Here is a 15181-nt window from a genome sequence, read left to right as displayed (position 1 = left end):
CTAATTATATGTTCCTCAATCTAAAAAATATGGTTGGGGATTGCTGTTTTGTAAAAAATCATCCATTTCCGATAAACTGCACACAAGGGGATGGGATATAAAACCACTTTCATGGAGGTAACATCATAACAATGGTGGGTACATGCCCCGCCGTTTGCTCCTGAGAATGTGTGATACGAACAATTCAATCTAATCCGGTAACAAGATAGTTGAATTCCAGATCTTTTAAGTTTAAATCTAAAAGACAACTAGTCTGTTTTACACGTAGGAAACGGCAGGTTTAGAAGTTCCGTGTTTGGTTGGGATGTCTTTGATTACGTCCATGTCATTTACAACCTCTTCATACCCCAACAAATATGCCAAACTCCTTCTGAAACCTCATCCCGATCGTCCCTATCGGACCATTCCGCTGCTTACTGAGCAACAGCTCCACTCGCTCGTCTTCACTTTCATTTTGTGAATAATAATCCTCTCGGTACAAAAATCCAATTACATCGGCATCCTGTTCAATGTTTCCTGATTCCCGTAAATCAGACATCATCGGACGTTTGTCCTTCCGCTGCTCGACACCTCTGGAAAGCTGGGACAAAATAATGATCGGGACATTTAGTTCGCGTGCTATCTTTTTGAGCTCTCGAGTGATGGCGCCAACTTCAAGGTCTCTTCGTTCGTAGCGTCCTTTAGACGTAATAAGCTGCAAGTAGTCGATGACCACTAGATCGCGTGACTTTGAGCCAGCTTGAATTTTCTGGCGCAAACTCGTTCGTATGTCATGGATCGTGTAAGATTGTTCATAAATGTTAAGCGGCCAACGTGCAATTTCACCGATGGCTTTCATGCCATAATGGTAATCTTCTTCAGAAAATTTCATGGTGCGCCACTTTTGGCCATTTATCGTTGCTTCAGAAGAAATGATCCGCTGAAGCAGGGATTTCTTATTCATTTCCAAGCTGATCAAGTGGACATTTCCTTCTTGTCTGCAATGGTTGGCGGCAATGTTGAGAGCGAAGGCGGTCTTCCCCATCGACGGACGGGCGGCTAAGATAATAAGGTCGCCCCGCTGGGTGCCACCAGTCATTTGGTCAAGTTTGGCGTATCCGGTTGAAAAACCTGTCATTTGATCACACGGGGACTCGCCCATCTCCTGCGCAATGGCAATAAGAGTTTCATAGGTAGAAGCCTCTTCCGTACGATCCTCTACAGTTTTATACTGCTCGATTTTTTCAAGCATGGTTTCGAGTGCCTGGACGCTCGGCTCTTTTACATACTGCGCAGCTGCTTCCTTCGTCTTCCGGTTGCAGTAAGCTTCCAGGATCAACTTTTGGTCGTACTGAACCGTTCTCGTTGTGGCCACGGAGGAGGCGAGTTTTGTTAAATAACTGACTCCGCCCACCTCTTGGATTTTACTCTTCAGCTCTGTCGTTACACTTACTAGACTGAGAGGATGACCTGCATGCTCTACCGTCTGCATCGCTTCAAAAAGTAACTGATGATGGGAATTGGCAAAATGCTCTGGGTGGAGGTGAATCTCCTTCATCACCGCTCCGTCGTAAAGGATTGCCCCGAGCACTGCTTGTTCAGCCTGTATGTTTTCAATCATTGGAAAATCCCTCCATCAACTGTTCGAGCTTTATATGAAACGCTCGCTTCGTCTCTTCAGACACAGCGTCTGCTTCCTTTTCCCAAGCCTTCATTCTCTCTAAATAGTAATTTTCTTCAGGAGGGAAAACTGCAATTTGTGAAAGTGTGGGAGGGAAAGGAGCGGCGGCCGTAAACGCAGCAAGCTTGTTCATAACTCCGGCAAAATCCATTTCCTCAAGCTGAGGAATCAGCAGGTTTGCTTTTCTCTTCGTCACTTGGAATTTGTCAGGGTAAAATTCATGAATCGTTTCCAGCACCTCAAGCGCTTCTTCATACGTCATGATTGTCTCTCCTTTCTAAGAGATGCTAGCACAGCGTGTGTATCATCCTTTTGTTTTATCTGAGGCGGTCGAAAAGCGATGAGTTTGGTATCATTGGGACTCTTTACGCCAAGCGACTGCCAGCGCTTCAAGACTCCTTCACAATAGTTAAAAAAGCGCTTATTATTCTGAAGAGCAAGCTTCATCGACTCAATTACTAATTCGTCTGACAGGTCGCTGCACCATTTCATAATCTTTTCAGCAATAAAAGGGGTAAGCATGCCTATGTTCTGTTCATAAAACGTACAAGCATTCGTAGATGTAGGTAGTGGTTTTATTTCTTCTTTTTTACTTTTCTCTTGTTTAAATAATGGCTCCAAGTATCCCACCGTTTGCTCCTCCAAAAGGTCCTCAGAGTGCCCTTCTACTTGGCACTCCAGATCGTACCCTACTTCTCTACTTGTTTGCTTCTCCGTCTTCTCGTTTGTCTGCTCCGCCATGCTTTTACTAAAGAGCGCTTCTCTTGAAATCATTTGATAAACCGCCGCCTGATTTCTACCCGCCGATTTGTATGTAAGAAAGCCTTTTTCCTTAAGCTCTTTTCGTGCCCGCTGAAACGATCCCTCTGATAAACCAGCCTTTAGCTTCAATGCCGAAGCCGGAACAGAAAACTTTTCCTTCCATCCGGACTTGTTATGATACTGCAGCAGGATAAACCACAGACTCACCGATGAACTGGACAACTGATTTAATTCTAGCTGGTCAAAAAATTGATTGCATTCTCGTATGTAATTCATTAAAGTTCCTCCTCTTAAATAAAAAAGACTTCTTCCCTACCATAATCGTAGGAAAGAAGGAAAAGGTGTCTTCAAATTTTATTAAAAATATGTTGGACTCTATCATTACCATTCAATGGCTGGTCAAAGGATCCATTATTAATTTTATTAAGCAATGGAATTAAATAAGCTTTTAGCACAGAGTCTCTTATATGAAAAATTTCACTTGTGTAAAACAATAAAATTCTCCCTTCTCTAAAGCTTTTAATATGCATAATCCTTTCTCCATCATCTTCAACCTGGGTATAAAGCAGTCTGTACATAACTTCACTCCTTAGTAACTGTTATGTATTTATTAAATGAAATGACGGGTCAAAAAATCTATTCTTATTAAGTGAAAAATTGTAAATTTTTCGTTGTTTTCTTTAAAAACAGGGAATTTCATACCGTTGTTGTCACCACTTAGTGTTGTGCTGTAACTGCTAGACTAAATTCAACAGTTTCCACTTGATAAAATTGAACACTTTTTCATCAATTAAACATTCTAATCAGTTAAACTTATCGAGTACATAAGTTTCTGATTGGAGGTTTCAAGGAGTGGAAAGGTTGGAAAAGCATGTTTACGTTCATCAGTTAAAAAGAACAGATATTGGAGAAAGTACGGTTCGTACTTATGTGAGAGAACTTCGGGAGAAGTATCATATTCCAAAAGTGCTTCATACCAGAACTTACGAAGCTCTAAAGGAATTACCCATGGGGAAACAAATGCAAGTTGACTTTGGAGAATTGAAAGTCAAGACCTCTCAAGGTAGATTCATTAAACTGTATGCCATCGCATTTGTTCTCTCCCACTCCCGGTTCAAATTTATAGAATGGCAGGTTCACCCTTTTACTACTAGAGATGTATTAAGGTGTCATGAAAATGCCTTTGACTATTATGGTGGGATTACAGAAGAGATTGTCTATGATCAGGATAAGTTGATTGCGGTTAGTGAAAATGGAGGGGACGTTATATTCACCGAGGAGTTCCAAGCATATAAAGCAAACCGTAACTTCAGCGTGTACCTTTGTAAGAAAGCAGATCCTGAATCCAAAGGAAAGATCGAAAGCGTTGTGAAATTTGCGAAACGAAATTTTGGAAAGAACAGGGTCTTTCACGACATTGAAAACTGGAATGAACAGTGCCTTGACTGGTTAAAACGAAAAGGGAATTTCCAGATACATAACAATACAAAAAAGAGACCTGTCGAAGTGTTTGCCCTGGAAAAGCCACACTTACGAAAAGTCTCCTTACCGCTCTCTTTCGAGAGCAACCTTGATACAAGTATAGCAAGAATGGTTCATAAGGATAATGTCATTAAGTATAAGTCAAACCGATACTCCGTTCCGTTAGGAACCTACCGCCCAGGAGAAAGCAATACTGTCTATGTACAAGAAGAGAATGAAAAGCTTGTCATTAAGAAAACAAAAGATGGAACGCCTATAGCTACTCATGTGATTAACACTGGAAAAGGAAAGCTTATTAAGAAGAAAGATCATTCAAGAGATCGTTCCAAAGGTATCGATGCATATATGGAGACGATCAAGAAACCCTTTGAAAATGATGATAAGATTCAGACCTTCCTAAGTGAAATCCATCTGAGGTATCCAAAGGTACATACGCGATCAACTCCAAATTCTACAACGTACGGTGAAGAGTTATGAATCCTTTATTAATCAGGCTATTAACATTTGTGTTCAAGAGAATTTATGGAGTGCCAATGACTTTCACGATGTAGCCAAGCACCTTTCTAGAATTGAGCGAAAAAGCGATACCATCTTGGGATACGAAGATATTCCTGCCCAAGTTCCTACGGAACTAATAAAACAAAAAGCAACTTTAAGGGAAATGGATGGATACCTTAAAATTCTAGGAGGTGCTTAATATGGGAGGATCAGTCGAACGACTGCAAGATCAATTTCATCAATGTTAGAGCAGTTATTTAATTTGATATTCCTTGGTCCTCCCGGTGTAGGTAAAACCCATTTGGCCATTGGATTAGGATTAGAGGCGATTCAACGATGCCTTCGAGTTTCATTCATATCTATGGGAGAATTAGTCCCATTATTAAAGACAGAAGAATACATCCGCAAAGCGCAGCTACGCCTTAAGCGTATAAGAGAATCTGATTTAGTTATCATTGATGACCTGATGTATATGGCAATGGATCAGCATGAAGCCAATTTGTTTTTTCATTTAATCAACCATTTATATGAAAGAAGTTCAATTATACTGACATCAAATAAAGGACCTGAGGAGTGGGGAGAGTTACTAGGTGACCAAGGCATTACCACAGCTATTTTGGATCGTTTACTGCATCGATCTGAAGTGGTTCATTTAAATGGCGATAGCCATCGAATAAAACATCGTCAATCTCTATTTGAATCGAAAGTGTTCAAAATTAATGAGCAAAAAGTGTTCAAAACTACTTGACGGTTACAACTACTCTAAGCTCGATAGAACGGGGAGAAAAAATCCCCACATTATACACCTTTCACGACCTTTCCACGGTTTTAGAGGTTGATGTTCGTCGGTTAATACTTTCAACTGAAGAAACTATTGACCATGAATAATTAAAAAAAGAAGAAAGGAAGCGAAAGATACCGTTAGACAAAACTTGAATGGAAATGAGGTGAATGAGTTGAAATTGTACTGCCGGCATTGCCAGAAATACTTTCAAGCGGATGATCAGGTGGCGTTGAATGAAATGAATACAGTTTTACATATGGATTGTCCTGATGAGGAAGGATTGCTAATTAAGGATGAGGGGACTTTTAGAGAGATTATGGAGAAATATCAGTTTTTTGATAACGTGTTAATTCAATAAGGATTAATAACATAGAATGCCCTGTTTCTTTCATTGAAAGAAACAGGGCATTCTTAAAGCTAGATAGGAGACCAACTAAGGTTTTAGCTTAGATAATCATTACTTAGTATTTAATACATCTTTTACTTTGTAATATTTCACATACCAATCTGCAAAGTTCTGCAAACCTTCTTCAATGCTCGTTTCAGGTTTAAAATCTACAGCTAGCTTCAATAATTCTGTAGAAGCATAAGTAGCAGGCACATCCCCTGGTTTAATTGGTTCATATACCTTATTAAACTCAATATCTTCACCTAGAGCATTACTAAGCGCCTTTTCAAGTGCCCCAATAAAGGTCATGAGTTTTTCAGGATTATTGTTTCCAATATTAAATATCTTGTGCTTAGGCTTTTCATTAGAAGGATTATTAAGCAACCGTTCAACCCCTGTGACAATGTCATCAATATAAGTAAAATCACGGTAAAGATCGTTTTCAAAATCTCCATTATTAAAAATTTTAATGCTGTCTCCATTGAAATACTTATCTGTAAATCCAAAATAAGCCATATCTGGTCGTCCCATTGGACCATAAACTGTAAAGAAACGAAGTCCGGTTGCAGGGATATCATACAGATGGCTATATGTATGGGCCATTAATTCATTTGATTTCTTAGTAGAGGCATAAAGTGAGACAGGGTGATCGACAAAATCTGATTCTTCAAAAGGAACTTTTTTGTTTGCACCATATACAGAACTAGACGATGCATAAACTAAGTGATCGACGGGATTGAAGCGGCAAGCTTCTAAAATATTGTAAAACCCAATAACATTGCTCTCCATATAAGCATCTGGATTTTCAATTGAATAGCGAACCCCAGCCTGCGCAGCTAAATTCACAACAATATTAGGTTTATACGTCTCAAATATATCCTGTATCATGGATTTATCTGAAATATCAGCTTTTATAAAGGTGAATTTTTCGTATGGATCCAACATTTCCAACCGATTATTCTTAAGCTGAACATCATAATAGTCATTTAAATTATCTAAACCAATGACTTCACAGCCTTCTTCGAGAAGCCTTTTTGATAGAAAACTACCAATAAAACCAGCAGCACCAGTTATTAGATATTTCTTATTAAGATCTAGTTGATTGTAATTCATTTAATTTCTCCTCTCTTACATTAACAGTTTCTGTTTTCCGACCAATAGAATGATACTCCACACCTTCTTGAGCCATACTGATAGTAGGATAGATATTTCTTCCATCAAAAACTAAAGGTGTTCTCATTAGTTTTTTATATTGCTGAGGAGTTAACTGTTTTATTTCGTTCCATTCAGTAAAAATAAAACAAACATTTGCATTCAATAAAGCTTCCTCCACAGATTTCACATATTTAATGCTCCCTTGAGAAAAGTCTCCTTCAGAATAAATATCGGCAAAATTTTTGACGCCTACCGGGTCATAAGCATATATATCTGCTCCTTGATCTAAAAGTAATGGAATATTATCTAGTGAAGGAGATTCTCTTAAATCATCTGTTCCAGGTTTAAAAGTTAGACCAAGAATCGCAACCTTTAAGCCACTAAAAGTAATTAATCGATTTCTAGCTTTCTTAAACAAGGCTGTCTTCTGTACATTGTTGACATCAATAGCAGCTTTTACAGTCTTAAGATCATAATGATGCTCTCTTGCTAAGTGCTCAAGTGCTTTAGTATCTTTAGGAAAGCAGGAGCCTCCATATCCTATACCTGCATTTAAAAATTTTGCTCCAATGCGTTTATCATAACTCATGCCACTAGCGACATCCTGAACATCTGCTCCAACAAGTTCACACAAGTTTGCGATATCATTCATATAAGAGATTTTTAAAGCCAAGAAATCGTTAGAAGCATATTTTATCATTTCAGCTGATCTTCTATTAACAGAAACAATTGGAAGATCAAATGGTGCATAGATTTTTTTAAGTAAATTCTCTGCCCACTCGCTTTCCGTACCAATAATTACTCTCTCAGCATGTAATGTATCTTCTACCGCTGACCCTTGAGCTAGAAACTCTGGATTTGAAGCTACCTCGACATGTACATCGTTAACTAAAAAATCTTGTATAAATCGGTCTACTTTATCGTTTGTACCAACTGGAACTGTAGACTTAACGACTACTAAGCAATCTTTTTCAACAGATTCTGCGACTTGTCTAGCAACCGTTGCTATGTATGAAAGATTAGCCGATCCATCGGGAAGCTCCGGAGTACCTACGCCTAAAAATACCGCATTTGCTTCTTGGTAAGCTAATTGGTAATCCGTGGTGTAATCAATTCTTCCAGCTTCATAGTTTTTCTTCATCAGTTCTTCTAATCCAGTTTCATAGATAGGGGAGATACCCGATTTCATAACTTTAATTTTATTTTCATCAATATCTACACAAGTTACTTTGTGTCCCATTTCCGCAAAGCAAACTCCGGCAACTAAACCAACATACCCTGTACCTGCTACAGCTATTTTGTACACACTATCAATCCTTTCAAATTATCATATCTCTTATTTTCACCTACATTGTTGGATATGAATTACTTTAATAAAATTTTATTTTCTTCTAGTAGCAAGAAACCATGGGTTTCGTAAGTTTATTTTATTGTAAAATAATGGTCTTCCATCATATGCCACCTCAACTTTTCCTCCAGAGAGCTCAACAATCGCCTGTCCAGCGCCAGTATCCCATTCCATAGTAGGAGCATAGCGAGGATAATAATCTGCTTTCCCTTCAGCTACTAAACATAATTTTAATGAACTTCCAGCTGAAATGGTTTCTACTTCATCATATTGTTCTTTCAACTCATTGATAAATACTTCTGTTTCTGGAGACATGTGAGAACGACTGGCTACGACTGTTGCTACTGTGTCATTCTTTTGTGCTAATGGCAGTTTCACAGCATTTAAGGACAAATGATCAGACGTTTGTAAGACAGAAGATACTTTAAAAGCTCCCTTTTCCTTATCAGCTACATATAAATCATCAAGAGCTGGAGCATAAACGACTCCTAGAACGGGTTTTCCGTCTCGTATTAAAGCGATGTTTACAGTAAATTCACCGTTTTTCTTAATAAACTCTTTTGTTCCGTCGATCGGATCTACCAGCCAGATTTCCTTCCATGCTTTTCTCTCTTCATACGGAAGATGTGAGCCTTCCTCACTCAAGATTGGAATTTCAGGGAAGTTTTTTTGTAACGCTTCTTTAATAATTTCATGAGACCTTTGATCCGCAATTGTTAAGGGAGATTCATCTTCCTTGTACTCCACATCAAAATCGGTTTCGTAAATCTTCATAATTTCTTTTCCTGCTTCAATGGCGGCCGCTACTACTTTTTGCTGCATCTTTATTCCTCCTCATTTAGTTCATAGTGAAAATCGCCAGCCTAAAGCTGACGATTCTTTTAAGTTAAATATATTGGTTGAATTTCAAGTAATCAATGACCTCTCTCACTGAATCTTCAAGGGAGAGCTTGTCCGTTTCAACTGTAATTTCTGCGTCTTTTGGCTCTTCATATGGTGCATCAATTCCCGTAAATCCTTTGATTTCCCCGGCGCGTGCCTTTTTATACAATCCTTTTGGATCACGATTTTCTGCTTCATCCAGGGAGCATTTTGTATAGACTTCAATAAAATCGCCATCTTCAAATAGCTTACGTGCCTGATCGCGATCTTCACGATAGGGGGAAATAAATGCTGTTAGGGTAACTAGTCCAGCATCGTTCATGAGCTTGCCCACTTCTCCAATACGACGAATATTCTCTGTGCGATCTTCAGGGCTAAAGCCTAAGTTTTTATTTAAGCCATGACGTACATTGTCCCCATCTAGACGATACGTATGGATTCCTAATTCATATAAAGCCTTTTCTACTTCTACTGATAACGTAGACTTTCCAGATCCTGATAATCCAGTAAACCATAGAACCGGACTTTTATGATCTTTTAACTTCTGACGCTCTGCTTTGGCAACTTTAGAGTCATGCCAGACTACATTAGTAGATTTCATATCAATTCCTCCTAGACATATCGAAAATATATAATCGAAACAGTAATGAACATGACCATAATCGTTAGAGGTAACCCCGTCTTAATGTAATCTTTAAAACGATAACCTCCAGGACCATATACAATTAAATTGGTTTGGTAGCCAATCGGAGATAAAAAGCTTGCAGACGCAGCGATTGCGACAAGAATAGCCATTCCCATGGGATCAATCCCAGAATCAGCTGCGACTTCATAAGCAATCGGAAACATAATCACTGCTGCTGCATTGTTAGTGATCAATTCTGTAAATAGATTAGTAAGTATATAGATGGTAATTAATATAGCCAGTACACCAAGGGGTTCTAAACTAGTTACTAGATGATTGGCGATCCAATCTGCTGTACCTGTCTTAATGATCACATTCCCTATTCCAAGAGCACTGGCTATAAGTAATAGTACTTGAAACTGAACAGCCGTCTTTGCTTCTCTAGGAGAAATCATCTTAGTGATTAATAAGACACCAACCGTGATCACCATCGCTTTGAAAATAGACAGCCACTGAAGCGTAACTAGAGATATCATAAGCAACAGCAATCCTAGAGAAAACCACCCCTTCGATTCATTATCGTAAAAAGATGGATGATCTACGGCAGAAGTAAGATAAAAATCCTTCTGTTCCGTACTTTTCCGTTCAAATTCTTTACCAGCTACTACAAGAAGCAGGTCTCCTGCTTTCGGAACAATATCTCCAATTTTTCCTTGAACTCTTTCGTCATTTCGATGAACAGCCATTACAGCAGCATCATAACTCTCACGAAAGCGGCTTTTCTTAATGGATTTCCCTAGCAGTGAGGATTGATGAGAAACGACAATTTCCTGTAGGGTTGTATTGCCATTTTTAAGATCATCCAGCGAAAGATCTGTTCCTGTATCTAACTGCAGCCCTTTCCTTTTCTGCAAATCTGCAATGGTAGAAATCATACCAGTAAAAATTAACCGATCCCCATTCTGAATCACAGTATCACGAGTGACCGGAGAAATCTTTTTGGGTCCACGAATGATTTCTATCAAGTATAGTCCTTTAAGATTCCTTAATGAGGCATCTTCTACGGTTTGATTGAGATACGGAAATGCCTCAGTTACGAGCATTTCACTTAAATAATCTTTCGTGTTTTCATTTATCCTTTCAATCAAGCTGCGGTGATCTGGTAAGATCTTAGGACCGAAGAGTATTAAATAAACAACACCCGCTAAAGTAATCGGAATCCCTACAATAGCTAATTGAAAAAAAGAAAAACCTTTTTCCCCAAAACCCAGCAGTAATCCATGAATCACTAAGTTAGTAGAAGTCCCCATTAAAGTCATGGTGCCACCCATAATCGCGGCATAAGATAAGGGCAATAAGAATTTAGAGGGTGAGACTTTATGCTCGGAAGCCCATCTGCGAATAATTGGAGTTAGGGTCACTACGATAGGAGTATTATTTAAAAAGGCAGAGAAAGCAGAAATCGGAATAACCAAACGCGCAAGAGCTCCTCTGTGTGTTTGAGATTTTGCAAGGAAGTTAGACATTAACCGATCCACTAAGCCACTCTTTTCAAAGACACCAGCCACAATAAATAATAAGGCAATCGTTAGCATACCCTGGTTGGAAAATCCAATCAGCGCTTGGTCAGGCGTAACAAAACCTAGCATAAGAAATAAAAATAAAGTCGAAAATACAAGAAGATCAGGCCGGGCTAATTCAAAAAATAACCCGAGCAGCATCAAGAGTATCGCGGAAACCACGATAACCATTTGGATTGTCATGAATTACATCCTCTAGTTTTGCTGCATTCCTTTAATCAATACGTCGGCAACTTCAGGGCGTGAGAATTCTTTTGGAGGACGCTCTCCGTTACGTAACAGTTCACGAACCTTTGTACCACTAAGGTGGATATGGTGCTCTTTATCATGCGGGCACGTCTTTGCAGAAGCCATATTTTCACACACTGAACAATAGAATGCATGCTCGAACTTGAAGATGCTGATCCCTAATTCATCTTCAACGCTAGTGATAAGGTCTTGGGCATCATATGTTCCATAATAATCACCTACACCAGCGTGGTCACGGCCAACGATAAAGTGTGTACACCCGTAGTTTCTGCGAACGATCGCATGAAGAATAGCTTCACGCGGTCCAGCATAACGCATCGCTGCTGGATAAATAACAAGGCGTACGCGGTCTTCTGGATAATAGTTTTTTAGAATAGTTTGATAGCTCTCCATGCGAACATCAGCAGGGATATCATCTGATTTCGTTTCACCTACAAGAGGATTCAGTAATAGACCATCCACTGCTTCAAGTGCTGTCTTTTGAATATGCTCATGAGCTCTGTGTACTGGATTACGGGTCTGGAAACCAACTACTGTCCTCCAGCCTAAGTCAGCAAATAGCTGGCGAGTTTCAGATGGGTCTAGGTAAAAGTCTTCAAAGTCGCCATGATCTGGACGATTTAATAAAGTGATAGGACCGCCAAGATAAATGTTTCCTTTCTCATATACCTTTTTCACTCCAGGGTGTGCTTCATCAATAGTACCATATACTTTTTCTGCTTCTTCTTTTTCATCGTATGTATATTTATCTTTAACAACTATGGTACCGTAAGTCACATCATCTTCACCTACAAGAGCAATTTCTTCTCCAATATTAATCTCTTCTGCTTCATCTTCACTTACTGGGAGTGTAATTGGAATACTCCATATCGTTCCATCAGCAAGACGCATATTCTGCACGACATTTTCATAATCATCTTTTATCATAAAGCCAGTAAGTGGACTGAAACCACCTATACCAACTAGTTCGAGATCAGATATTGTCCATTGGGATATTTTTATCCTTTTAAAATCATTTTCTTCTAAAATTTTTAATTTTCTTTTATTACTTAACTCCCTGTTTACTAGGGTGTTAACATTTTCATTACTTGCAGACATAGTATCACCAGTCTTCCCTTTTTTATTATAAGAATTTTAAATTATTTCATTTTGCTAATACATCGAGTGAATTTGTTTTTTAATACCTTCTTCGAAGGATATGGGGCTAAAGTTAAATTGAGTTTCAGCATTTGAATAGTCAAAAATTTTATCTTCACTAATTCTCTTTACCTGCTCTAATTTTAATTTGGGTTTTTTGGAGAGCTTATTATAAATAGAAACTAATAATATAGAAATTGGTAATGGAATTTTAATAATAAGTACTTTCTTTTTCAATTGATTTGCAGTAACTATAAGTAAGTCTTCATATTTAAGTTGGTTTTTTCCAGCTAAATTAAAGGCATTATTAACTATAGATTGATCATTATATACTGAATAAATAGCATTTGATAAATCTTGATAATAAATGGGTTGCATCTTACCTTTACCATCACCAAAAACAGGAAAGAATCTATACTTATTCATGAATTCCACAAGTTTATGAACATTTTTATCTTTTTTACTTCCGTAGATCATAGTTGGTCTTAAAATAACATAAGGAACCTTACTATGACTTTTAATATATTCCTCACACTCCTTGTATTCTTCTGAATACATTTTGTATTTAGAAAACACCCCTGTAGTGCCTATAATAATAATTCTTTTCACATTATTTTCATTAGCAACATCTACTACCTTAGGTGAATACCTCATTTGTACAATATGAATAATTACATCTACATCTTTAGTTGCTTTTAATAATGAGTCTTTATTATCTATATCTCCATAGAATAATTCAAAACCCATCTTCTTCAAATTAGTTACATCACTGGTTTCTCTTACAAATAACCGAAAATTTTGATTTTCTAGTTGACCATTTCCATATAATAAATTGAGTAAGTCTCTACCAATTAATCCTGTTGCTCCTGTTATTAAAGTAGTCAAGTATTATCATCCTCTTATATTTTGAGTATTAAAAACAGTTATAAAGGTATTAATAAGAATTTTGATATCTAAAAAGAGTGATGAATTGTTTTTATATTTTTCATCCCAATACACTTTATCTTTATCTTGGAGATTATCTCTCCCATTAATTTGAGCTAAACCAGTTAAACCAGGTCTTAATTCTTCGATTCCCGCTTTTTTCCTTTTATCTATGAGATTGTACTGATTATAAAGGGCAGGTCTGGGACCTACAAGACTCATCTCTCCATTAATTATATTTAATAACTGAGGAATTTCGTCTAAACTTGTCTTCCTCAGAATATTGCCTGATTTAGTAATATATTTTCTATGATCAATTAAATCAGAAGCTAAGTTTGGCGTGTCTACCCTCATGGTTCTGAATTTATAAATCGTAAAATAATTACCATATTGACCTACTCTCTTTTGTCTGAAGAGAACTGGCCCTTTAGAGTCTATTTTAATCCAGATTACAAAAATTATAACTATAGGGGTAAAGATGATAATTAAAAATAGTGACACAATAAAATCTATTACTCTTTTCACATCTATCACCCTTTCATTATTTCCTTATATAAATTGTCGATACGCTCTGCTACTTTAGCTTCAGTAAAATATTCTTCTAATCTTTTCCTTCCATTTTCTCCATATCTATTTAATTGTTCAACAAATTCTAAAGAAGACCAATTTTCTATTTTTTTTGTTAGATTATTATAGTCGTTTAATTCTACCAACTCACCAGTTGCATAATCTTCTACTAATTCTCTAGTCCCTAAAACATCAGTAGCTAATATGGGTTTTCGAAAAGCCATCGACTCCATTAAAATTCTTGGTAATCCCTCCTTTTCAGATGTTAAAATTACAGCATCTGAGATTTGAATAAGATTGGGGATATCCTCTCTGTAACCCAAAAATAATAAATAATTTGAGACCCCTAAGTGCTTTGAATAATTTTTTATCCTTTCGAACAACGGCCCATTCCCTGCAAAAATTATTTTAATTTTACTGTTTTTTAAATTTAGTAAGCTTTTTATTAACATTACGTGGTTCTTAACCGATTCAAACCTTGCCCCCATAAAAAAGACGAAATAATCCTGAGGAATACCCAAAATTTTTTTAAACTTCTCTATTTCAATATTGGTTAAACAATCTTGTTCATCTAGTTTTTTTAGAGGAATTCCATTCCCTTCATAACCTGTAATAATATGTTTAGGTACAAACTTTTTAATAATTTCAAGATCTTCATAATTTTGAGAGAAATACCCCTTGGATAATTTACTACACATTTTCTCCAAAAATCTGTAAAGTACATTTTTAATTTTAGATTGGCCCTCATAAAAAGGCAATCCATGACTAGTATGTACAATTATTGGTTGCTTAGCTAGCCAAGCAGACACTCTACCTATAAAACCAGCTTTGGCGGTATGAGTATGTATGATTTCAAAAGAATTTGATTTAAAAAATTTATACATTCTATAAACACTTAAAATATCATTAAAAGGGGAGATAGTTCTCTTCATTTCTAGAGCATGATGTTTAAATCCAGCATTCTTTATTGTCTCCAAATAATTAGTATTATCTGACATGAATTTAGTAGTATCAGACATAAATTCTACTTCATACTCGAATTTTTCTAATTCTTTCATTTTATCAAGTAGCATTTTACTAATTGTGAAATCAATTGTCGCAACATGTAAAATTTTTCTTGTCATTAGTAACCTCCATACT

Annotated in this window: 15 protein-coding genes and 1 pseudogene; 3 read left to right on the top strand and 13 right to left on the bottom strand. The window is 37.1% G+C overall.

From position 1 onward, the window contains the following. Positions 1–340: 340 nt before the first annotated feature. The 4 genes from dnaB to MUN89_RS05530 all read right to left on the bottom strand — a co-directional run bounded on the left by dnaB (position 341) and on the right by MUN89_RS05530 (position 3000). Positions 341–1600: a replicative DNA helicase gene (gene dnaB / locus MUN89_RS05545; RefSeq protein WP_244712115.1), complete on the bottom strand. Its 1260-nt coding sequence runs from the start codon at positions 1598–1600 to the stop codon at positions 341–343. Next, entirely contained in the window at positions 1593–1922 is a 330-nt protein-coding gene (locus tag MUN89_RS05540; RefSeq protein WP_244712113.1) for a replicative helicase loader/inhibitor, read from the bottom strand. Before MUN89_RS05540 ends, dnaB begins: the two co-directional genes overlap by 8 nt. Then, positions 1919–2698 (bottom strand): DnaD domain-containing protein, encoded by a 780-nt coding sequence (locus MUN89_RS05535; protein WP_244712112.1) that lies wholly within the window; start codon positions 2696–2698, stop codon positions 1919–1921. Before MUN89_RS05535 ends, MUN89_RS05540 begins: the two co-directional genes overlap by 4 nt. A 71-nt stretch (positions 2699–2769) precedes the next feature. Beyond that, positions 2770–3000, bottom strand: a complete 231-nt coding sequence (locus MUN89_RS05530) for a hypothetical protein (protein WP_244712110.1) — start codon at positions 2998–3000, stop codon at positions 2770–2772. Between the two features lie 283 nt (positions 3001–3283). Here MUN89_RS05530 and MUN89_RS05525 point away from each other — a divergent pair, with 283 nt between their 5' ends. The 3 genes and pseudogenes from MUN89_RS05525 (at position 3284) to MUN89_RS05515 (ending at position 5544) form a co-directional block, all read left to right on the top strand. Next, positions 3284–4381, top strand: a complete 1098-nt coding sequence (locus tag MUN89_RS05525; protein WP_244712108.1) for a DDE-type integrase/transposase/recombinase — start codon at positions 3284–3286, stop codon at positions 4379–4381. Between the two features lie 265 nt (positions 4382–4646). Beyond that, a pseudogene (locus MUN89_RS05520) lies at positions 4647–5150 on the top strand (ATP-binding protein); the annotation flags it as partial. A gap of 184 nt (positions 5151–5334) precedes the next feature. After that, entirely contained in the window at positions 5335–5544 is a 210-nt protein-coding gene (locus tag MUN89_RS05515; protein WP_244712106.1) for a hypothetical protein, read from the top strand. Between the two features lie 99 nt (positions 5545–5643). Here the strand turns inward: MUN89_RS05515 and MUN89_RS05510 are convergent, their stop codons facing one another. The 9 genes from MUN89_RS05510 to MUN89_RS05470 form a co-directional block, all read right to left on the bottom strand. Next, positions 5644–6687, bottom strand: a complete 1044-nt coding sequence (locus tag MUN89_RS05510) for an SDR family NAD(P)-dependent oxidoreductase (RefSeq protein ID WP_244712104.1) — start codon at positions 6685–6687, stop codon at positions 5644–5646. Further along, positions 6662–8035, bottom strand: a complete 1374-nt coding sequence (locus MUN89_RS05505; protein ID WP_244712102.1) for a UDP-glucose dehydrogenase family protein — start codon at positions 8033–8035, stop codon at positions 6662–6664. Before MUN89_RS05505 ends, MUN89_RS05510 begins: the two co-directional genes overlap by 26 nt. A gap of 75 nt (positions 8036–8110) precedes the next feature. Then, positions 8111–8899 (bottom strand): 3'(2'),5'-bisphosphate nucleotidase CysQ, encoded by a 789-nt coding sequence (gene cysQ / locus MUN89_RS05500; protein ID WP_244712100.1) that lies wholly within the window; start codon positions 8897–8899, stop codon positions 8111–8113. Positions 8900–8963: 64 nt separating this feature from the next. Continuing rightward, positions 8964–9560, bottom strand: coding sequence for an adenylyl-sulfate kinase (cysC, locus tag MUN89_RS05495; RefSeq protein WP_244712098.1), 597 nt, complete (start codon positions 9558–9560; stop codon positions 8964–8966). 11 nt (positions 9561–9571) lie between these two features. Continuing rightward, positions 9572–11347, bottom strand: coding sequence for an SLC13 family permease (locus tag MUN89_RS05490; protein WP_244712096.1), 1776 nt, complete (start codon positions 11345–11347; stop codon positions 9572–9574). 12 nt (positions 11348–11359) lie between these two features. Beyond that, on the bottom strand, positions 11360–12511 hold the full coding sequence (sat, locus tag MUN89_RS05485; RefSeq protein ID WP_244712095.1) for a sulfate adenylyltransferase: 1152 nt from the start codon (positions 12509–12511) through the stop codon (positions 11360–11362). A 54-nt stretch (positions 12512–12565) separates the two neighbouring features. After that, the gene (locus tag MUN89_RS05480; protein ID WP_244712093.1) at positions 12566–13435 is read right to left on the bottom strand and encodes an NAD-dependent epimerase/dehydratase family protein; all 870 of its coding nucleotides are present in this window, start codon (positions 13433–13435) and stop codon (positions 12566–12568) included. A 6-nt stretch (positions 13436–13441) separates the two neighbouring features. Beyond that, positions 13442–13999, bottom strand: a complete 558-nt coding sequence (locus tag MUN89_RS05475) for a sugar transferase (RefSeq protein ID WP_244712091.1) — start codon at positions 13997–13999, stop codon at positions 13442–13444. A gap of 5 nt (positions 14000–14004) precedes the next feature. Then, positions 14005–15165: a glycosyltransferase family 4 protein gene (locus MUN89_RS05470; protein WP_244712089.1), complete on the bottom strand. Its 1161-nt coding sequence runs from the start codon at positions 15163–15165 to the stop codon at positions 14005–14007. Positions 15166–15181 lie beyond the last annotated feature (16 nt).

The organism is Halobacillus salinarum, from assembly GCF_022919095.1.
GTDB lineage: Bacteria > Bacillota > Bacilli > Bacillales > Halobacillaceae > Halobacillus_B > Halobacillus_B salinarum.
The sequence above is the reverse complement of the archived record's forward strand: the minus strand, read 5'-3'. Positions and strand labels throughout refer to the sequence as shown.

Excerpts from the sequence above, each read along its gene's own strand:
- sat (WP_244712095.1), bottom strand. The coding sequence starts at position 12,511 with ATGTCTGCAAGTAATGAAAATGTTAACACCCTAGTAAACAGGGAGTTA.
- MUN89_RS05470 (WP_244712089.1), bottom strand. The coding sequence starts at position 15,165 with ATGACAAGAAAAATTTTACATGTTGCGACAATTGATTTCACAATTAGT.
- MUN89_RS05530 (WP_244712110.1), bottom strand. The coding sequence starts at position 3,000 with ATGTACAGACTGCTTTATACCCAGGTTGAAGATGATGGAGAAAGGATT.
- MUN89_RS05490 (WP_244712096.1), bottom strand. The coding sequence starts at position 11,347 with ATGACAATCCAAATGGTTATCGTGGTTTCCGCGATACTCTTGATGCTG.
- cysC (WP_244712098.1), bottom strand. The coding sequence starts at position 9,560 with ATGAAATCTACTAATGTAGTCTGGCATGACTCTAAAGTTGCCAAAGCA.
- dnaB (WP_244712115.1), bottom strand. The coding sequence starts at position 1,600 with ATGATTGAAAACATACAGGCTGAACAAGCAGTGCTCGGGGCAATCCTT.
- MUN89_RS05540 (WP_244712113.1), bottom strand. The coding sequence starts at position 1,922 with ATGACGTATGAAGAAGCGCTTGAGGTGCTGGAAACGATTCATGAATTT.
- cysQ (WP_244712100.1), bottom strand. The coding sequence starts at position 8,899 with ATGCAGCAAAAAGTAGTAGCGGCCGCCATTGAAGCAGGAAAAGAAATT.
- MUN89_RS05510 (WP_244712104.1), bottom strand. The coding sequence starts at position 6,687 with ATGAATTACAATCAACTAGATCTTAATAAGAAATATCTAATAACTGGT.
- MUN89_RS05535 (WP_244712112.1), bottom strand. The coding sequence starts at position 2,698 with ATGAATTACATACGAGAATGCAATCAATTTTTTGACCAGCTAGAATTA.